Source organism: Dolichospermum compactum NIES-806 (genome assembly GCF_002368115.1).
GTDB lineage: Bacteria > Cyanobacteriota > Cyanobacteriia > Cyanobacteriales > Nostocaceae > Dolichospermum > Dolichospermum compactum.
In genome coordinates, this window is record NZ_AP018316.1 from 196,851 (window position 1) to 217,415 (window position 20,565).

The window sequence follows — 20,565 nt, forward strand, 5'->3', positions numbered from 1 at the left end:
CTTCCTCCTCTCACAAATGTGTATCTATGACAGACATTAACGACATCATTAAACGCGAGGTCAACCCTTTTGACATCGAAATGAAACATTTAGAGTTTTGGTCTGACGAAGAAGACTCATTACTTATGGTTGAGTCAATTCATAAAAATGCAATCATAGAAATTGAAGAATTACTAGATTTAGTGGGTCAAGATCATCGTAGTCGTACAGTTTTACTAGAAGGTGAATCTGGTTCTGGCAAAACTTATTTACTAAGACGGATTAAACGCTCATTTAATAGCAAAGCATTTTTTGCTTATATTCTCTGTGACTGGCCTGATAGTACCCACATTTGGCGGCATATTTTACGTCGTACTGTTGATAGTTTAATTCAAGTTCCTGAAGGTAAAAAGGAATCACAGTTAATGTTGTGGCTGAAAAGTTTAACCGCATTTACAAGAAGTGATATAAAACAAAGAATATTTAATGATAATTTTTGGGAAGCATTACAAAGTAATCGGCAAAAATTTATCAAACACCTGAAAGATACTTATAAAAAAGCAGGTATTTATAACCCTGATATGTTTTTTGGAGTGCTGCATGATCTCGCAAATCCAGAATTATATGATTTAGCTTGTGAATGGCTGCGTGGTGATGATTTAAATGAAGATTCTATGAAGGCAATCAAGGTCAAGACCTTCATTGATACAGAAGATGCTGCAAAAAATATCTTAGCAAACTTTGGCAGAATTTCTACGCAAACCCAACCGATTGTTTTATGTTTTGACAATTTAGAAACTATGCCCCAATTACTAGAAGGTCTCCTGGATATACAACCTTTTTTAAATGTCAATACAACAATTCATGGAAATAATTTAAAAAACTTTTTGGTGATAATTAGCGTTATTACTAATAATTGGAATCGGCATCTTGACCGAATTTTCTTAGCTGATACAGTAGGAATAAATAGAAAAACTAGGCTAAAAGATATTACACTAGAACAAGCAGAAGCACTCTGGACTTATCACTTAAAACCATTACATCAACTAGCAAGTCCCAGACCTGAATCTCCTATTTTTCCACTAAATCGGGAAATGTTGGAGAAAAACTACCCCGGTAGTAAAACTAAACCTAGAAATGCACTAACTCTAGGTCGTGATGAATATCAAAAATATAAAGGTTCATTATTAGATGAAAAACCAAAGCCCGAAACAGTTACAATACAAATAAAGGTGACAACACCCAATGAAAAAACTATTCCTAAACCTATAATTATTGTTCCACCACGACATCAAGATAATCAAGATACAATTCAAGCAGAATTTCAATTATTATGGCAGCACGAATATACAAAAAGCCAGGGGAAAATTACCAAGATTTCTTTGTTATCATCACCTGATTTAATTCAGATGTTGCAGCAGTCTATATCTACTTTAAAAATACAGGGAGTTAAGTCTAAACTTTTAAGCGGAAAATATGCTAGTTATTCCTTGAGTTATCAACATCCTACAAATCGGCAAAAATTGGGTATGGTTTGGACAGAAGACTCCAATATGACCAGTTTTTATCATGTAATGAATGCTTGTCAAATAGTAATTCAAAAAAATCTCTGTCAAACTATGCACTTAATTCGTGCTGGAGATTTAGGAAAACCAAATCTGGCTGGAAATCAACTCTATAGACAGATTTTTACCAATACTAATCATGTTCATATTAAACCAAGTCTGTCTTCTATTCACTACTTGGCAACATATCAAAGTTTGGTAAATTCTGCCAAATCTCAAGAGTTAGTAATTGGTGGAAAAACGATTAATTTACAAAGACTAGAAACTTTAATTAATGAATCTGAGATATTGAATCAATGTACTTTATTACAGGATTTAGATATTGTTGCTAAATCAAATCGAAAGTCAGAAACAAATGGTAAAGAAGGAAAAGATTTAAGACCTGTTAAAAATTTCCTATTAAATCTCGTGAAAACTCAAGCATTTATGGGAGTACCTACTTTAATTTCACAAGCAGTTAGCCAATTTCCTGATGTGAAAGAAACTGATATTCAATATTTAATTGATCTATTATGTCAAGAAAAGAAAGTTAAGATTATGAACCCAAAAGCTAAATTACCAGATCGATTAATTTGTTTAATTGCTTAAATTCACTTGTTTTTTATAAAATGATCAGCCAATGCACTACCTGACAGAATCTTCTGAAATTTACAAGCAAATTTTCCAACTGTCCCTATCTAAAACTCTATGGATAGATACGGAAATTGCTGATTGGTATACCGATAAACCAAAATTAGCACTAATTCAGGTATTGGCTGATTATACAGACTTAACTGGTGAATTTGCTTATATTTTTGATGTTTTAGATAAACCTGATTTGGCTGCATATTTCATTAACCAAATCATGGTTAATTCCCAAATTGAGAAAGTTTTTCATAATGCTGGTTTTGATTTAAAATATCTAGGAAAAGAACTAGCAGAAAATGTGACTTGTACCTTCAAAATAGCTAGAAAAATCACCAAAGAAGTTTTACAAACTACCAACTTAAAACTAAAAACTCTAGCTGCTGAACTCTGCCATTTTTCTAATGTAGACGCAGAAGAAGGAAAAGGTGATTGGGGAAAACGTCCCCTGAGTCAAAAACAGTTAAACTATGCAGCAATGGATACAGTTTATCTCGCTGCTGTTCATCGTCGCTTACTGGAAATATCCAATCCTGATGTTATGAATCAGATATTTAATATGGTAAATAATAAATCTGAAAACTCTTCTTTAACTCCTACTAAAGTTAGATTAGCTTTTGAGTGTCCGCGACTATTTTATCTAAATCATAATTTTAATTGTAAAGCAATATTCTCTTCTAAAGATACCATTACTGGTATTGGTAATATCTTTCACCAACTAGCGGATAATTTTATTAATTTACTGCTAATTGAACCCAGATTTAAAACTTTATTAAATCCATCTGCAACACAATTAAATGTAGATGAACTAACATCAAAAATTCAACAATTATTCTATCAAATTAAGTTCTTTCCCTATTTACAAAATGCAATTGCAAAAGACGCGAGTAAAGCACCTGTATTACTACAAGTTTGGCAAGGTTTACAAGGATTAATTAAAAAGTTTACTGAATTGTTGATCATCAATCGTCGTTATTGCAGTGCAGAAACGGTTATTCAGAATACTTTTATTTCTGAAGAACGCAGTTTAGAATATTACTTTGATTTACCTAATGGGACAAAACAATTAATTAGAGGTGAGTTTGATTGTCTGGTTTTTAATTTTGAACTTAAACGCCTTTGTATGGTAGAATTTAAAACCTATCAACCTGTAGATTCAGCAGCACAATTAGCGCAAGTTTCTCTCTATAGTTATATGTTATCGAAGCGGAAAAAACCACCTATTGATTCTGCTGTTTATTGTGTTTTACCAGAATTTAAAGAATACAAATATTCTTGGGAACAACTAGAAAATACGGTTCATCAATTAATTCCCTATAAATTATTACAAATGCAACAATGGTTGAGTTGGGAATCTCCCAATCCTAACCCACCACCTGCGACAACTCAACCTCATTTGTGTGAAATTTGCCCCCAACAACAAAAGTGTCAGACTTTTTTTGGTGTTGAATCTAATCATGATCAAAATTCAGATACAGAACCTCCTAGAAAAAAGCCCGAGCCATCTATTAATGCTGATGAAATTGGCGCATCTTTAGTGGCAATTCTAGAATCTTTTAAGGTTAATGTAGATTATTATGGTGCTGATGTAAGTCCGGCATTTATTCGGGTGAAAATTAAACCACATTTAGGTGTGAAAGTTCCTTCAATTTTGAAATTATCCACAGATTTACAAGTACAATTAGGGTTAGAAAATCCCCCTTTAATTGCTCCCCAAGCTGGTTATGTCAGTGTTGATTTACCGCGTCAAGATAGACAAATTGCCAAATTTGAAGATTTTATTCAAAAGCAATTTTTACCCCCAACAGCACCCGTAAAAATTGCTATTGGAGTGGGTATTGATGGGAAGTTGTTAGAGGCTGATTTATCAGATCCGAATACTTGTCATTTTTTGGTTGGGGGAACAACAGGCAGCGGAAAAAGTGAGTTTTTGAGATCCTTACTTCTCAGTTTAATCTATCGTCATTCTCCCCAACATCTTAAAATTGCCTTAGTTGACCCCAAGCGGGTAACATTTCCCGAATTTGAACAAATGTCGTCGTTATATGCACCAGTTGTCAAAGATAGCGATCGCGCCGTAGAATTAATGCAGGAACTAGTTGCAGAGATGGAATCTCGTTATCAGAAATTTGAAAAAGCTAAATGTGCAGATTTAACCACCTATAATCAACGTTCCTCCCCAGCTTTACCGCGTATTGTTTGTATATTTGATGAATATGCCGATTTTATGGCAGAAAAAGAAATTCGCACCATCTTAGAACAAAGTATCAAACGTTTAGGCGCAATGGCAAGAGCCGCCGGTATTCATCTAATTATTTCCACACAACGTCCAGAAGCCAGTATTGTCACCCCAATTATCCGTTCTAACCTACCTGGACGAGTCGCCCTGCGTACCTCCAGCCAAGCAGACTCATGTATTATTCTGGGTGGAAAAGAAACAACAGCAGCCTATTTATTAGGCAAAGGTGATTTAGTTTACCAAGGTGGTTCGCACGGACAACGTCTTCAAAGCTTATTAGCACAAACTATTAAACTACCTTAAAAAGATCCCCGACTTCTCTAAGAAGTCGGGGATCTAAGTAACATAACCAAAGTTAAAATTTATTAGATAATATGAACGCTATATCATTGGGAAAGCGTCAGTAGAGGAATTAAAATGGGATATGTAATTGCAACCGCAAACATGAAAGGTGGAGTCGGTAAAACCACCATTACCGTGAATATAGCCACCTGTTTAGCCAAAAATCACGGAAAAAAGGTACTTGTTTTAGATTTAGATAGTCAAATCAGTGCCACACTGAGTTTAATGTCACCTGTTGATTTTGCCAAACGTCGCAAACAAAGAAAGACATTTAGATATTTACTAGATCAAATTATCAACCCTGAACCAGAGGCAAAATTTACAATTGGGGACATCATTCAACCTCAAATTTGTAACCTGACTGGATTAAACTTATTACCAGGAGACATAGATTTATATGATGAATTTTTGGTTTCAGAAATGCTGCATAATCAATCAGTAGCATTAGGAGAACAGGACTTTGAAACTATCTGGAATCGCTTTGAAAGGGTCTTAATTAGAGATATTTTAGAACCCATACGGAATGAATATGATTTTATTCTTTTAGATTGCGCTCCCGGTTATAATCTCTTGACTCGAAGTGCTTTAGCTACCAGTGATTTCTACATTCTTCCCGCTAGACCAGAACCCCTATCTGTAGTCGGAATTCAACTTTTAGAAAGACGCATTTCCCAATTAAAAGAAAGTCACGAACATGAAGCAAAAATAGATATTAAAATGTTGGGAATAGTCTTTAGTATGTCTAATGCCAATCTCCTGAATGGCAGATATTATAAACAGGTAATGCACCGAGTGGTTGAAGATTTTGGAGTAGATAAAATCTGTCAAGCTCAAATCCCCGTTGATGTTAATGTTGCCAAAGCTGTTGATAGTTTTATGCCTGTTTCTTTACTAAGTCCGAATACAGCAGGTTCTAAGGCATTTATGCAGTTAACTCAGGAATTATTGCAGAAATTGTGAATTAACAACAATACCTTGTCCAAATCGAAAAAAGTCTTGATTTGTAGGTTGGGTTGAGGTACGTTCACGAAGTGTGGCGATAGCTTGCGTGGCGACGTAGGAGCCATAGCCATAACCAAACAAATGCGTCGGGTTGCGCTATCGCTTAACCCGACCTACAAAAAATGGACAAGGTATTGAGGAAGGCAAGAGGCAAGATTGACACTCTCAGGACTAAAGCCACTGAGATTCTTGGTTCAACGAGTCCACTTAACTTAGACCCCTTGCGGTAAAAATATTACCCATTACCAATTACCCATTAAAATCTAAGCAGCGAAATTTCCAGCGACAAATTCCCAGTTCACCAAATTATCTAAGAAATTCTTGATGAATGCAGGACGGGCATTTTTGAAGTCAATGTAATATGCGTGTTCCCAAACGTCAATGGTTAACAGTGCTTTTTTACCATGTGCGAGGGGGTTTTCGGCGTTGGGGGTTTTCATTACTTTCAGAGTACCACCATCATCAACCAACCAAGCCCAACCACTACCGAATTGAGTTGCAGCAGCGTTAGAAAATTCTTCTTTGAATTTGTCGAAACTACCAAAATCCTGATCAATTTTAGCAGCTAATGCGCCTGTAGGAGCGCCGCCACCTGCTGGTTTCAAGCAATTCCAGAAGAAAGAGTGATTCCAAACTTGAGCCGCGTTGTTGAAGATTCCAGCTTTGGTAGAATCACCAAAAGCGATTTGAATTACTTCTTCCAAAGACTTGTGAGCTAATTCTGTACCATCAACAAGCTTATTCAAATTATCTACATAAGCTTTATGATGCTTACCATAGTGATATTCAAAGGTTTCAGCCTTCATGCCATAGGATTCTAAAGCATCAGAAGCAAAAGGTAAAGCTGGTTGGGTAAATGCCATTTTGTGAAATCCTCTTTCTTTTTACTGTTTTCTAGTTGAAAGCTATTGCCATAGCTAGGCAAATTACAGGTTTCGTATTTAGTAAGCCCTACTTAATCCTGCAATACAAAACTTAACATTGTCATTCTACTACCAAAGTGAAAATTACCACCAGTTAGTTTATAAACAAAGCAAATTTCATCTATTTAGACCAAACTCCTAACTATGGGATAGCCGCTGGTTGTAATGGCTAATGATTTGTGCTGCTACTTCAGAAGCAGTTAAACCGTCGGTTTGGAGTTCAATGGCATCAGCCGCTTTTTGCAAGGGGGAGACTTTCCGGGTGCTATCTTTGAAGTCGCGTTCAGCAATCTCCTGTTCTAGTTGTTCTAAACTCAAGATTGAACCTGTTTTTTGAAAGTCTTGCTGACGACGACGCGCTCTTTCACCGACAGAAGCGGTTAAGAAGATTTTGATTTCCGCATCTGGGAAGACGTGAGTGCCTATGTCTCGACCTTCTGCTACTAACCCCCCGCGTTGTCCCCAACTTTGCTGCTGTTTGACCAAGGCTTGACGCACTGCACTTTGGGCAGCGATCGCCGATACTAGAGATGTTACCTCAACTGTGCGAATTTTTTGAGTGACATCAATATCATTAATCTGGACTCTCACGGGAGTTTGCAGACTTTGACTGGGAGCGAGTTCAATTTTGCAGCGAGTGGCTAATTCCGCCACAGCACAATCGTCATCAATGGTAATTCCCTGTTCCATGACTAGCCAAGCGATCGCCCGGTACATAGCACCAGTATCTAAGTACACCAAACCTAATTCCTGGGCTACTTGACGAGCCACAGTAGATTTACCAGCACCAGCCGGACCATCAATAGCAATGATCGGTTGGCGTAATCCATCATTGCCATCGCGCAAAATCGTATTATCAATTAACCTTGTAGAGCCAAGACGAGCAGCGATCGCCAACATTCCTTCATCCTCAACTTTTTCTAAAAACATCAACGTATTCGGTTCAACCAATTCAATATATTCCAAGCTGATATTGCTAACTTTTGCGATTTCTTGCCGCGCCAATGCTATCAGTTCACCACTGTCACAAACGCCAGCCCGAAACGCCGCTTCAGCTTGCCGTAAACCTTTAAATAACACAGTTGCTTGCTCTTTTTCTGTAGCCGTCAAATATTGATTACGAGAACTTAAAGCCAAGCCGGACACTTCCCGCACCGTAGGACAAGCAACAATTTCTACTGGCAAATTTAAATCAGCTACTAACCGTTTAACAATTGCCAGTTGTTGACCATCCTTTTGTCCAAAGTAAGCTCGGTCAGGTTGTACCAAATTAAAAAGCTTGGTAACAATCGTTGCCACACCTTGAAAATGACCACTCCGAAAATTACCACACAAGCTAGATATCATATCAGATGGAGGGATCACTTGCGTCACCTGAGTTTCTGCTATATTCTTCCCCGGTACACCAATTTCTTCCGGAGTTGGGGCAAAAATCACATCAACTCCCGCCTGTTCACAAAATTCTCGGTCTTGTGCCAAAGTGCGAGGATAGCGTTGATAGTCCTCATTGGGTCCAAATTGCAGAGGATTGACGAAAATACTCACAATTACCGTCGAATTTTCCTGTCTAGCCCGTTTAATCAAACTTAAATGCCCCTGATGTAAACCCCCCATAGTTGGCACTAAACCAACTGCTGTGGGATACCAACTGGTTTGTTCATCAAGTCCTAGATCATCTGGTAGCCTCAGATGGCTTTGCCAGCGATGACGATTTAAATAGCAGCGTAAAGCTGCAACTGTTGTCAGCACACGCACAAAATACCCCTAGTTTCTATCCTTTCCCCCGTTAGTGTATATCTGATAGCGCAGCCTGGCGCAAAGGATAATTGGGAGATAAAATAGAAGAACCAGGGGAATTTAATCGTGAAAAGCGAAAACAGAGTCGGAACTAGGAAACGGGTTATTTTCCTAAAACCTCAAGACTAACTGGAGCAACACCACTGCTGATCATACCCAATATCCGCGCAGCACCAGCGGAAAGGTCAATAATTCGACCCCGGATGAAAGGTCCTCGATCATTGATTCTGACAACCACAGAACGACCATTACGGGTGTTAGTGACACGGATTTTTGTTCCCATCGGTAAGCTACGATGAGCCGCAGTTAATCCTTCGGGATTATATCTTTCACCACTAGCGGTTTTATTACCAGAACCATCATATCCATACCAAGAAGCCATCCCTTGGAAACTGAGATTGACATTACCGAAGGCAATCTTCCGGGGTAGACTAGCACTAGAAACTGATTTACTAGCGGGTAAGTTAGCAATTGTCTGAATAGGAGATGCGTTGCCGATTAGTCTCCGCAGTCTGTTAGTTGCTTGTAAGGCATCTTGGGCAAGATTTTCTGTGGTATCTGCTAATCTAGTACCTTCATTGACTTCTACCAGTTCTTGACCGTCAATGGTAATGGTGTAGCGATCCACTGACGGTTGTTTACGGAAGAAGCCTTTTTTATTGGCTTTATTGTTAATTACGGAATTATCCGCTGTTTTCCAACTGACAGTAATCTTGCTTGCATCTACATTGTTTTGGATCAGTTCGTTAATTCTAGCGGCAATCACACTAGCTTTCTGAATTGGATCATTGTCAATAGAGCTAACTTGTTTGTTAAAATTGATTGTATTACCAGCATTGCTAAAACTGGCAACTTTCGCTGTATTGGTAGCAACAAGAGAGTCAGGATTGATATTCTCATTATTGCCAATCACTCCAACCTTAGTTTTGTTGTTAGTAACTGGGGTAGAACCCAAAAAAGTCAGAACAGGAATGTCCCGAACATAAAGAGTAGCTGCTTGTAAACCTTTAATACTGTGAGGATGAATCCTAGTAATCACAGCATCTGAGGTTGAGTTTTCTGTTGGGGATTGGTATTCTCCCACTTTGACTGCATCACTGATAGATGATGCTTGCCTAGTTGGGGAACTTTCCTCACTGGTTTGAGTTCGACCAACTGAGGGTAAACCCAAAACGGCCAGAATTACGGCAACTGTAGTCCACAAATGTCTTTGATTCATGCGTCCGATTTTAAAGCGACTGTAGAACTTAAGTTTTCTGATTAGCGGGTTTTTCACCTTGTGAACAGTGACTTTCGCTGGAAACTTGAACCCGTTCCGCTTTCACTTTGTGTTTTGTAACTCGAATACATTAACATGAATTTTCGAGCTTGGGGATCAGGGTTTTAGCGGAAGTCTGAAGGATATGGCTAAATTTATAGTTGAGTTTAAGCTTGTAAACCGTTTTCAAGTCAGGATTTTGGCTATGTAACGTTTTTTTTAAGATTTCTATATTTTCTTCGAGAAACTTCATATTAAGCGATCGCCCAATTTAACCATTACTACCTAACATTTATTCTCAGTAGTTGTAAATTCTGAAGTATCGAAAAATCATCCAGTCACTTGGTGTTTAGATGAAATTTTACTGCCAATAGTTGACTCTTCAAAAGATATCACCAGCCTAAACATAATCTAGACAAAGATTAAATTGTCAAAATACTTGGACTCTTTTCGCCCAATACATGGTTTTTTATCTACATTTTTAGTAAGTAAATATATTTAAAATGTCTACATAATTAGTTGCAATTAAAACAATTACTGTCAAGCAATAACAGTGATTTATTTCCAGTAAGTATTTATTCTTATCCCCAAATAAAAAATTAATGAGACCATAGAAAAATGGCATCAAACGCGCACAAATGCACTTATTAAGTATATAAGAATACATACTTACTTGTTGTTATGGAGTAAAATCAGTAATCAATTTTATATCAAGCTATTAAACATACATATAATTCGGAAAATACAGAAATGTTATCATCAGCACTTTTAGGCATTTTCCAAAACTTGTATTGCCAGTATAAATCCCTGAAAGATGGTGTAGTCGCTAACTATAACTCGAACTCGCCAAAGAAAATTCAGTCTATAACGCCTGAAACCCTTGCAGATACCACTTGTGTGTACACCGTAGCCTAAAAGGAGAGGGAAAAGGAATAATATTTAATACTGGAGAGGCTTTGAACTTGTTCTTTGTATGATAAAAAAGTCCAGCTTTTAGCCGTTTTGAGTATAAATAGGGTTTGCTGAAAACTAATTACAGCAGGAGTCATCAGATTTTGGATTTACGATTTTGGATTTTGGATTGACTCCAACAAACAAGTGTGGAGCTTGAGGATTTTAGATTGGCGAAAGCGTTGCGTACGCAGCGCAGCGAGTATTTTTGATTAATTCCCCCCTGAAGGGGCGGGGCTTGTACCGAAAATTCCCAATCCAAAATCTAAAATCTAAAATCTAAAATTTTTCGGTCAGGAGTCAGGAGTAAAACTGTTCGGTACAGTTAACCGTTTCCATGTCAGTTCTTTACCAACCTCATCCCATTTCCAACGTAATAAGTGGGCGGGTTGTTGGGCGGCAACTTTCGGTAAGTTGATAGCTTGCCTGGGTGCGTCTGTAGCGAGGCTAATGGCGGTTTCTAAGTCACAAATTCCCCATTTTACTAGATTTTGAACTCCAGTTAATAATGGTAGGGTTGTTCCTGATAAAGTGCCATCTTGTAATCTGGCTGTACCGTTGATAACTTCTATTTGTCGGGTATCCCAAGGATAGATGCCGTCAGGTAATCCTAATGGTGCAAGGGCATCACTGACAATAAATAACCTTTCACTGGCACGCAGAAGAATTTTTAAGATCATTGGGGTAACGTGCTGACCATCAGCGATGAAAGCACAAAACACATCAGGATTGTTCATGGCTGCGCCTAATAAGCCCGGTTCGCGGTGGTGTAGGGGTGGCATGGCGTTGAAGGCATGAGTGATCATGGTTGCGCCTTGGGTAAAGGCTTGTTGGGCTTCTGTGGCTATGGCTTGTGAATGTCCTAAGCTGACGGTGATTCCCAAGGAACGCAAATAAGGAATGACTTTACCTGTGGTGTCTAATTCTGGTGCGAGGGTGATAACTTTGACGATATGGGCATAATCTCCTAATACCCGTTTAACTTGATCTATGGTAAGGGGAAGAAGATATTCGGCTGGATGTGCGCCGCGTTTGTAGTAGTTTAAAAATGGACCTTCTAAATGGACTCCGAGAATTTGGGCGGAGGTTGGAGAATTGGGGGTATAATTGGCGAGAATGGCGAGCGATCGCTGAATATTTTCGATGGAGGTTGTCACTAGGGTGGGTAAATAACCGTCAACTCCTGCTTCCCACAGAAATGAAGAGATTTTTGGCAGCATGGAGGAATTTTCCGCTGTTAATTCCGGGAAGGCTAATCCTAGTCCACCATTGATTTGTAAATCCACACCACCTAAAGAAATCCAGTCTCCAGCTACATCTAAAATTTGTAAGTTTTGTGGTACAACTTTTTCCCATGCTGTGTTCATGGGCATAATTTCCTCGATTATGCCTGCTTGGTTAACTAAGATTCTTTGTAAATCTTGATAACCGGGGATTCTTACGTTGATAATATCTACATTTGCCAGCATGGTATTTTTGTCATTGGTCATTGGTCATTGGTCATTAGTCATTGGTCATTGGTCATTGGTCATTAGTCATTGGTCATTGGTCATTGGTCATTGGTCATTGGTCATTGGTCATTAGTCATTGGTCATTAGTCATTGGTCATTGGGAATAGATAGAAATTTATTCTCTCCCCGCACCCTGTTCCCTGTTCCCTGTTCCCTAAATTATATGAGTCTTGAAGTTGGTATTATCATGGGTAGTGATTCCGATTTGCCTACAATGAGGGATGCGATCGCTATTTGTGAAGAATTTGGTATTGTAGTTGAAGTTGCCATTGTCTCTGCCCATCGTACCCCAGAACGGATGGTTGAATATGCTAAAACTGCACATCAACGCGGTATCAAGGTAATTATCGCTGGTGCTGGTGGTGCGGCACATCTCCCTGGTATGGTAGCATCTTTAACTCCTTTACCTGTGATTGGTGTTCCCGTCGCTACTCGGAATTTACAAGGTGTGGATTCTTTATATTCTATAGTGCAAATGCCAGCAGGAATACCTGTTGCTACCGTCGCTATTGGGAATTCTAAAAATGCTGGACTTTTAGCGGTACAAATTCTTGCTACTCACCAACCAGAATTACTCGAAAAAGTGCAAGATTATCGGCAAAGTCTTTGTAATATGGTCATGGAAAAGCAAGCGAAACTAGACCATCTGGGATATGAAAAATATTTACAACAATAGATATTTACACATCTTACATCAGGCGGTTATAAAGCGCATATATACAGGCAAAACCCACACTATGGCTAACGCCACGCTACGCTATCGGAAAGTGTTACAGTGAGCTTGCGATGCCCTGAGCAGTTCGACAAGCTCACTGTCAGACCTGTCGAAGGGTCGAACTGCTCAGTGACCACCTTCGTGGGTTAAAATTTATTAGTCCGCTTGCGCGGACTTAGTTCGTGTAGCCGCGAATTATATTCGCCAGGACTTAGTGCAAAATATAAATATTCACATAACTCCATATTAAGTCGTGAACCCTCCCATCAACACCTCAGCCCAAACCCAAAATCGCAAAGCAGATCATATCCGCATCTGTTTAGAAGATAATGTCCAATCTCCAACAATTACCACTGGGTTAGAAAAATATCGCTTTACTCATGCTTGTTTACCGGAAATTGATGGTAAAGATATTGATGTGAGTACGACATTTTTAGGAAAACATCTCCATGCACCTTTGTTAATTTCCTCCATGACAGGAGGTACAGAACAAGCGGGAATTATTAACCGTCGTTTGGCTGAAGTTGCCCAAGCATACAAATTAGCAATGGGTGTAGGATCTGTAAGAGTAGCAGTGGAAAAACCTCAAGTTGGCAATACTTTTGCTGTTCGTAAATATGCGCCAGATATTCTCCTCTTTGCTAATTTAGGCGCGGTACAGCTTAATTATGAATATGGCATTGATGAATGTTTGCGAATTATTGATCTGGTCGAAGCTGATGCTTTGATTTTACATATTAACCCTTTGCAGGAATTCATTCAACCCAGGGGTGATACTAATTTTCATGGATTACTTGACAAAATATCTAACTTGTGTAACAACTTACCAGTTCCCGTAATTGCCAAAGAGGTGGGTAATGGAATTTCCGCAACTATGGCAGAAAAACTGATAGCTGTGGGAGTGCAAGCGATTGATGTGGCTGGCGCTGGTGGTACATCTTGGGCAATGGTTGAAAGTGAACGGGCAGAAACAGCCTTACAGCGGCGGTTGGGGCAAACATTTGGGGACTGGGGGATACCCGCAGCCGATTGTATTGCCAGTATTCGGGAGCATGATCCCGATGTTCCCTTAATTGCTTCTGGGGGCTTACGCAATGGTTTAGATGTGGCTAAAGCGATCGCACTTGGGGCTGATATTGCTGGTTTGGCAATGCCCTTTCTCAAAGCAGCGGCAGTATCGGAAGCGGCTGTAGTAGAATTGACAGAGGTTTTAATTGCCGAAATCACCACTGTATTATTTTGCACTGCTAATAGCAGCCTGTATAAATTAAAGCAGTCTCAGAGTTTACAGCGTATACAATAGAAAAAGGTTATTTTCCGGTCATTACTTTGGCATTAATGACTAATAACTAATGACTAATAACTAATAACTAATAACTAATGACTAATTTTCTTAAACAAACCTTAGCAAGTTTAATTGGTAGTTTACTAGGACTGACAATTTTTTCTGGAGTCAGTACACTGGGATTCTTATTAATATTAATTGCGCTTGCTAGTTCTCAAAGTTCAGCCCCAATAGTCAAAGATAAGTCAGTTTTAGTTTTCGACTTGTCTATGAAAATCACCGATAGTGAACCTAATTCCAGCCAATTTTTGGAAAAAACTTTTAGCGGTGTTCAAGAAAATAACATCACACTGCGGAAAGTTGTGGAAACATTAGATAAAGCCGGACGTGATCAAAATATTGTGGGTATTTATATAGATGGAACTAATGCTAATAGTGCAGTTGGTTATGCTTCCTTGAAAGAAATCCGTCAAGCATTAGAAAAATTCCGTAAAACTGGCAAAAAAATTATTGCCTATAGTACAGATTGGAGTGAAAAAGAATATTATCTCAGTTCCGTAGCCAATCAAGTTATAGTTAATCCTATGGGAGCAATGGAAATGAACGGTTTAAGTTCACAACCAATGTTTTTAGCGGGGGCATTTGAAAAATACGGCGTTGGTGTGCAGATAGTGCGGGTGGGTAAATTTAAGGGTGCAGTAGAACCGCTAATGCTCAATAAACTCAGCCCAGAGAACCGGGAACAAACCCAGAAATTGTTAGATGATGTGTGGGGAGAGTGGCGGAAATCTGTAGGTGCAAGCAGAAACATTCTACCGCAGAAATTGCAAGCGATCGCTAATAGTAAATCAATTTTAGAAGCCACAGAAGCTAAATCTAACAGTCTAGTAGATACAATTGCTTATGAAGATCAAGTATTCACAGACTTAAAAAAATTAACTGGTAACAGTGAAAAAGATAAAACATTCACAAAAATCAGCTTAGGTGATTATGCCGAAGTTCCCGGAAAATCTTCAAATTCAGACAATCAAATTGCCATTGTTTATGCAGAAGGAGAAATAGTTAACGGTAGCGGTGACGAAGGACAAATTGGCGGTAATAACTTTGCGAAAATATTCTCAAAAATTCGCCAAAATGATCAAATCAAAGCAGTAGTTTTAAGAATTAATAGCCCTGGTGGTAGCGCTACCGCAGCCGAAATCATGCAGCGAGAAATCAAATTAACTCGTCAAATTAAACCCGTCATTGTTTCTATGGGAGATATAGCTGCTTCTGGTGGCTATTGGATTGCAAGTGATTCCAACCGCATTTTTGCCCAACCTAATACCATTACAGGTTCTATAGGTGTCTTTGGCGTATTATTTAATGGTCAAAAACTAGGCAATAATAATGGCATAACTTGGGATAGCGTGAAAACGGCTCAATATGCAGATCAACAAACCATTTCCCGTCCTAAATCACCTCAAGAATTAGCAGTTTATCAACGCAGTGTTAACCGCATTTATAATCTATTCTTGCAAAAAGTTTCCCAAGGACGGAAAATTCCAACTGCAAAAGTAGCAGAAATCGCCCAAGGACGAGTTTGGTCAGGAACAGCAGCCAAACAAATCGGTTTAGTTGATGAAATTGGTGGTTTAAATGCAGCCATTGAATATGCAGCTAAACAAGCAAAATTAGGAACTGATTGGGAAATACAAGAATATCCCAGAGTTAGTACATTTCCAGAACGCTTATTTGGTAAAAAATTAGATGAAATAAAAGCCAAATTAGGCATAGAAAAAACCCAAACTAAAAACTCAAACCCCTTAATAAATGAACTAGAAAAATTCCAACAGGAAATCAAAACCTTGCAAACAATGAATGATCCCCAAGGGATTTATACCCGCTTACCAATTAACTTGAAAATTGAATAGGAAATATAGAATTTACGAGTCTAATGAACTACAAATTTATCTGCGTTCATTTGCGTCTATCCTCTGCCATCTGCGTTTAATTCTTGCTCATTATACCTGACTTGAATGGGAATTTTCATAATTAAGAATTATCTCAGGTAGGGACACAAAGGTAAGAATGTCTGAACCAGGTTTTATCATCGTGATTGGGTTGATGAAATTTGGGAATTTTTTCTATCATCCTGTAAATTCTTAAATCCTGTAAATCCTGATTCAGACAAATTAATCCTACTGAAAACGATAATTGCGATAGCCACGTTCACCATTCGCATCTCTTATGGATAAACCCGTAGGAATAGCATTACCTTGAGGATCTACTTTTACTCTGACTAAAATTGGTTGTTGTCTACCATTTCTGGTTTCCTGAATTTGCGAAATATCCTCATTAATTTGTTGTCTTTGTTCTTCAGGAATGAAATAGTTTTCCAACCCATAATTAATCAAACCGTCTTGATAATTACCTTTTAACGCTACCTGATTATTAGATAAGGAAACAGGACGATTACTAATTACCCGAATAGGTTTCCAAGACTGAAGTTCATTTCTATCAAAAGATTGTCGTTCTTGCAAAATTAAGTATAAGATACTCCCTTGAGAAATTTGTCTACCCCTGCGGGAATTTCTTCGCAACCAATCATTCCAACCCGGTAATCTTCTCAAAGTTTCAGGACGGGAAATATTATAATCTAAGTTCAATGAAGAACCCCGGACAACATCATTAGAATCTACAGGCAGGGTTTGCAAAATTACTGTCTTACCCGTCACATCCGTATACATTGCCTGAGAAGGTACAGCCAGAATTAAGCCTAATTGAACCAATAAAGGGGCAATTAATCGCCAAATCGGTAAAGGTTTATTAGCCTTCTGTTCTGTAGCCCTGAGATAATCCCGAAATGTCAGTTTTTCGGAAAATTCCATTTCTGGATTTAAGGTTTTTTTTGATTCAGGGAAGTCATTTTTCATGGGATTAATTTAGTTAGTAATTGGTAATAGATAATAGGGAAAAATACTTTTCCCATTCCTGCTAATTTTTCGATAGGAATTTATCCGCAGAGATTTATATCCCACGTTCCGCACCCTTAACTGTCACACAACGAAAATTGGTCGTTTGGAGATTTGAGATTGGCGAACTGCTTGCAGCAGCGCTTCGCTATGTAAAATTTCCAGGGTTTTGTATAAAAATTATCCTTTGAGGTATTCAAAAATCCGAAATTACCGATTGTGACACCTGGGGGTGCGGAAGGTGGGTTTAACTGCTGCATTCTTCCTCATGAATATGTCTTAATTTTGATTGAGAATTATCCTATTACTTTCTACTCGGGTAATCACCTCCACTATTGCCTCTGTTATCCCTCTCCCTATCTCTATCTCTATCTCTACTGTCGTTAGTGCCTCCACTACCACTCCGATAATCACTGCCACTATTGCTTCTGTTATCACCTCTACTGTCGTTAGCGCCTCCACTACTACTTTTATTCCCGCTATTCCCGCTATTCCCGCTATTCCCACTACCACCGCTATTCCCGCTATTCCCACTACCACCGCTATTCCCGCTATTCCCACTACCACCGCTATTCCCGCTACCACCGCTATTCCCGCTACCACCGCTATTCCCACTACCACCGCTATTACTAGTTTTAGAAGTAGTAAAGCGACGTTCAAACCAAAGTCCGGCGGCAATGAGGGAATAACCGCAAATACCAAATACTAAAGCCCGGAAAAGAACCTCAGTATTATATTCTAAAACCCGGCTGATAATTTGCAGGGTAAATAATAAAATACCACACCAAAATGCGTTCCTTTTTCGTAACTTCAAACCTTCTTGAACTAATCCCCAGGCTAATATTGCCAATAAAACATTGAAGATGAAAATGCCTAGTTCAGTAGTTCTGGTGATAGCTTGATGCCAAAAAGGAGTAATCAGAATAAACCCTAAAAAAGTAGTAATAATGCCAATTCTGAAAAATACTTCCCGTCGAAGTGGACTATTGCTTTGACGAATTAGAAATAACCATTGCAAAACTGCTAACCCGCTGAGAATCCCTAAATCAATAATTGGCAAAGATGGCGATATATTCGATAAATTATTAGTTGAATCGAAGGGATTGAAAAATGATAAACTGCCACTAGAATCTATAGATTCCCATTGAGAACGAAAAGACAAAAGATAAAAAACTACCCCAAAACAGGTTAAGCCTAAATTACGTGCCAGAGGTTGAAATAACCGATAATTAACTGTGGGGAAAAGTAAATCGTCATAACTCCAAAGTAAGGCAGGTGGTAAAGCCAAAGCAAAGGAAGCTATCCAAGAAACTGCATCAGAAAATGTTAAGAGTGGTAAAGGTCTGAGATTATATTGCAAAGATATAATAAATGCCACAACTCCCATGCCAAAAATCCACCGGGATCTGCAAATATAAGCTAAAGGGACAAACAGTAACCATGATAGTAAGGGCATATGGCGAATAGCTAACCGCGCCCAAGTCACTTCCCCGGATTCAGATCCTAAATTACCAATTCCTATCCAGTAACCGATTTGAATGAGGACAATAGCCATAATTCCCAAAGAGTTGAGAGAAAGACTGTAAGCCATGACTAACACCCCAAAACCCCAAGCTAAAAATAACTCAGAAGCTGAACCGCTAATATTGAAGATTTGCCCCATTAACATGAGGGTTGCCCCTAAAATAAAAGCACTGAGAATTAACAATGCTTCTCCGATTACTCTTTTACCTTCTTGAGATTTTTTACCTTGATTTGTGGTAAGTGTAGGTTCTCTCCAAGTTAAAAACCCAGTAATGGCTGTGGAGAGAAATAAACTCATTAACAAGATAAACTTAACGTCCCGTGACCAGCCCTGCCAATTTGCACCCACAAGGGTCATTAAACCTAAGCCTAATAGTAAACCACCGATGACAATGGCAATGACACCAAAACTATCACGGGTAGATTCTTCTATCTTATTAAATTGATGCCGCTTGGCTATTTGGTCATACTGGGAAGAACTAATAATGCCTTCGTCTCGCCAACGTTGTGATTCTTGGCGCAGTTTTTGCTGAAAATTGTTAAATATCATGACCTCTCCGGTACATAAGTGTAATACCAAATCTAAAATCCTAATTTGGGTAAGCATTCAGCTATCAGTAGTCAGCAAAGAGGAGGAATAGCAAAAACAAGGAAGTGTTGATTTCCTTTAAGTTACGACGGTTTAATTACCTATATTTCAGATTTGAAAGCTAATAGCTGACGGCTGACGGCTGAATGCTTAAATATCGGTCAATGCCTTTTTAGTATGCAGCCAAATATATTGATTGCATTGTTCTCATGTAACAGTTTCTGTTCTGATTTAATTTGGTAGAAATTAATATGGAAAAAGCTTCTAATTTATTGCTTAAAGTTACGCGACAGTTATTTACAAATGTAGATGAACAAACAAAGTTTATAGATGCTTTAGTTCATCCCCAACCTTTTGCACCTTGCATTCTTTGGTGTCAAAACAAACCAGAGGTTTTGCCTTTTTCAGTGCAAACTCCAACACATTGGCAACCGCATTTTGTAGACCGTTTATCTTTGGGAGAAAAACCTGGTAAGCATTCTCTCCATGAACAAGGATATTTTTACTGTTTAGATTTTTCTTCGGTATTTTCTGCTTCTGTTTTGTTGGCAATTCCCGAATCAATATCTGTGGTTTTTGATATGTGTGCTGCCCCTGGTGGTAAAAGTGTGTTTGCCTGGAAGGCTTTAAGACCTGATTTGCTAATTACTAATGAGGTAATTGGTAAGCGGTTAGGAATGCTGATTTCTAATTTAAAACGTTGTCAAATTAAACCCAGTGGGGTAGTAAATAGAGATTCAAGTATTTTTGCAGAATTGTTGCCGGCTTCGAGTAATTTAGTGCTGGTTGATGCCCCTTGTACTGGGCAATCTCTATTAGCTAAAAATGAGAAAGCACCGGGATGTTTTCACTCAACTTCAATTAATAAAAGTGCCAATCGTCAAAAACGCATTATTGCTAATTCTGCCCAAGTTGTTGCCCCTCAAGGTTATTTAGCATATATGACTTGCACCTATTCCCCTGAAGAAAATGAGCAGGTTTGTGAATGGTTTTTGGAACGGTTTCCTCATTTTCAAGCTGTGAAAGTTGATCATTTATCTACTTTTCAATCTCGTTTAACTAGCATTCCTTGTTATCGGATGTTTCCGCAATATCGGTTGGGTGCGGGTGCGTTTACGGCGTTGTTTAAAAATATGATGGAAGGTGATGCGAAGAGGGTCGATTTAGAGTCTATGTCTGCTATGTGGAGATATCGAAGTATGTAGTGTTCTTTGATTCTCTCCGAATAAAGCCCACCTGCGTGTGATTTACAGTGTCAGTAGGACTAATATTTAGTCTTTAATGATTGGGTAAGACGTGCTGATACT

12 protein-coding genes and 1 pseudogene are annotated in these 20,565 nt (G+C 38.6%); 7 read left to right on the plus strand and 6 right to left on the minus strand.

Going from position 1 to position 20,565, the window contains the following annotated elements:
* Positions 1-26 precede the first annotated feature (26 nt).
* From CA730_RS00865 to CA730_RS00875, 3 genes are all read left to right on the plus strand, one after another.
* Complete coding sequence (locus tag CA730_RS00865) at positions 27-2,132, plus strand: ATP-binding protein (protein ID WP_096662800.1); 2,106 nt, start codon at positions 27-29, stop codon at positions 2,130-2,132.
* Positions 2,133-2,163: 31 nt separating this feature from the next.
* Positions 2,164-4,710 carry a DNA translocase FtsK gene (locus CA730_RS00870; RefSeq protein WP_096662803.1) on the plus strand — a complete coding sequence of 849 codons (2,547 nt, stop codon included), beginning with the start codon at positions 2,164-2,166 and terminating at the stop codon, positions 4,708-4,710.
* Positions 4,711-4,824: 114 nt separating this feature from the next.
* Complete coding sequence (locus CA730_RS00875; RefSeq protein ID WP_096662806.1) at positions 4,825-5,709, plus strand: ParA family protein; 885 nt, start codon at positions 4,825-4,827, stop codon at positions 5,707-5,709.
* 305 nt (positions 5,710-6,014) lie between these two features.
* Here the strand turns inward: CA730_RS00875 and sodB are convergent, their stop codons facing one another.
* From sodB to nagA, 4 genes are all read right to left on the minus strand, one after another.
* Positions 6,015-6,614 (minus strand): superoxide dismutase [Fe], encoded by a 600-nt coding sequence (sodB, locus tag CA730_RS00880; protein WP_096662809.1) that lies wholly within the window; start codon positions 6,612-6,614, stop codon positions 6,015-6,017.
* Positions 6,615-6,812: 198 nt separating this feature from the next.
* The gene (locus CA730_RS00885; protein ID WP_096662812.1) at positions 6,813-8,429 is read right to left on the minus strand and encodes a bifunctional pantoate--beta-alanine ligase/(d)CMP kinase; all 1,617 of its coding nucleotides are present in this window, start codon (positions 8,427-8,429) and stop codon (positions 6,813-6,815) included.
* Between the two features lie 145 nt (positions 8,430-8,574).
* Positions 8,575-9,690 (minus strand): septal ring lytic transglycosylase RlpA family protein, encoded by a 1,116-nt coding sequence (locus CA730_RS00890; protein WP_096662815.1) that lies wholly within the window; start codon positions 9,688-9,690, stop codon positions 8,575-8,577.
* A 1,283-nt stretch (positions 9,691-10,973) separates the two neighbouring features.
* Positions 10,974-12,170, minus strand: a complete 1,197-nt coding sequence (gene nagA, locus CA730_RS00895) for an N-acetylglucosamine-6-phosphate deacetylase (protein WP_172891147.1) — start codon at positions 12,168-12,170, stop codon at positions 10,974-10,976.
* Between the two features lie 184 nt (positions 12,171-12,354).
* Here nagA and purE point away from each other — a divergent pair, with 184 nt between their 5' ends.
* The 3 genes from purE to sppA all read left to right on the plus strand — a co-directional run bounded on the left by purE (position 12,355) and on the right by sppA (position 16,104).
* On the plus strand, positions 12,355-12,867 hold the full coding sequence (gene purE / locus CA730_RS00900) for a 5-(carboxyamino)imidazole ribonucleotide mutase (protein WP_096662821.1): 513 nt from the start codon (positions 12,355-12,357) through the stop codon (positions 12,865-12,867).
* A 292-nt stretch (positions 12,868-13,159) separates the two neighbouring features.
* Entirely contained in the window at positions 13,160-14,209 is a 1,050-nt protein-coding gene (gene fni / locus CA730_RS00905) for a type 2 isopentenyl-diphosphate Delta-isomerase (RefSeq protein WP_096662824.1), read from the plus strand.
* Between the two features lie 77 nt (positions 14,210-14,286).
* On the plus strand, positions 14,287-16,104 hold the full coding sequence (gene sppA / locus CA730_RS00910) for a signal peptide peptidase SppA (RefSeq protein WP_096662827.1): 1,818 nt from the start codon (positions 14,287-14,289) through the stop codon (positions 16,102-16,104).
* A gap of 267 nt (positions 16,105-16,371) precedes the next feature.
* Here the strand turns inward: sppA and CA730_RS00915 are convergent, their stop codons facing one another.
* Together CA730_RS00915 and CA730_RS00925 are read right to left on the minus strand one after the other, a co-directional pair.
* On the minus strand, positions 16,372-17,106 hold the full coding sequence (locus CA730_RS00915) for a GDYXXLXY domain-containing protein (protein ID WP_096662831.1): 735 nt from the start codon (positions 17,104-17,106) through the stop codon (positions 16,372-16,374).
* Between the two features lie 661 nt (positions 17,107-17,767).
* Positions 17,768-19,219: pseudogene (locus tag CA730_RS00925) on the minus strand (DUF2157 domain-containing protein); the annotation flags it as partial.
* A gap of 290 nt (positions 19,220-19,509) precedes the next feature.
* Between CA730_RS00925 and CA730_RS00930 the strand changes: the two are divergent.
* The gene (locus CA730_RS00930; protein ID WP_096662834.1) at positions 19,510-20,463 is read left to right on the plus strand and encodes an RsmB/NOP family class I SAM-dependent RNA methyltransferase; all 954 of its coding nucleotides are present in this window, start codon (positions 19,510-19,512) and stop codon (positions 20,461-20,463) included.
* Positions 20,464-20,565: the final 102 nt, after the last annotated feature.

What these genes read in the sequence shown, in the direction of transcription:
- CA730_RS00865 (WP_096662800.1), top strand. Translation starts at nt 27, where the DNA reads ATGACAGACATTAACGACATCATTAAACGCGAGGTCAACCCTTTTGAC.
- CA730_RS00870 (WP_096662803.1), top strand. Translation starts at nt 2,164, where the DNA reads ATGCACTACCTGACAGAATCTTCTGAAATTTACAAGCAAATTTTCCAA.
- CA730_RS00875 (WP_096662806.1), top strand. Translation starts at nt 4,825, where the DNA reads ATGGGATATGTAATTGCAACCGCAAACATGAAAGGTGGAGTCGGTAAA.
- sodB (WP_096662809.1), bottom strand. Translation starts at nt 6,614, where the DNA reads ATGGCATTTACCCAACCAGCTTTACCTTTTGCTTCTGATGCTTTAGAA.
- CA730_RS00890 (WP_096662815.1), bottom strand. Translation starts at nt 9,690, where the DNA reads ATGAATCAAAGACATTTGTGGACTACAGTTGCCGTAATTCTGGCCGTT.
- nagA (WP_172891147.1), bottom strand. Translation starts at nt 12,170, where the DNA reads ATGACCAATGACAAAAATACCATGCTGGCAAATGTAGATATTATCAAC.
- purE (WP_096662821.1), top strand. Translation starts at nt 12,355, where the DNA reads ATGAGTCTTGAAGTTGGTATTATCATGGGTAGTGATTCCGATTTGCCT.
- sppA (WP_096662827.1), top strand. Translation starts at nt 14,287, where the DNA reads ATGACTAATTTTCTTAAACAAACCTTAGCAAGTTTAATTGGTAGTTTA.
- CA730_RS00915 (WP_096662831.1), bottom strand. Translation starts at nt 17,106, where the DNA reads ATGAAAAATGACTTCCCTGAATCAAAAAAAACCTTAAATCCAGAAATG.
- CA730_RS00930 (WP_096662834.1), top strand. Translation starts at nt 19,510, where the DNA reads ATGGAAAAAGCTTCTAATTTATTGCTTAAAGTTACGCGACAGTTATTT.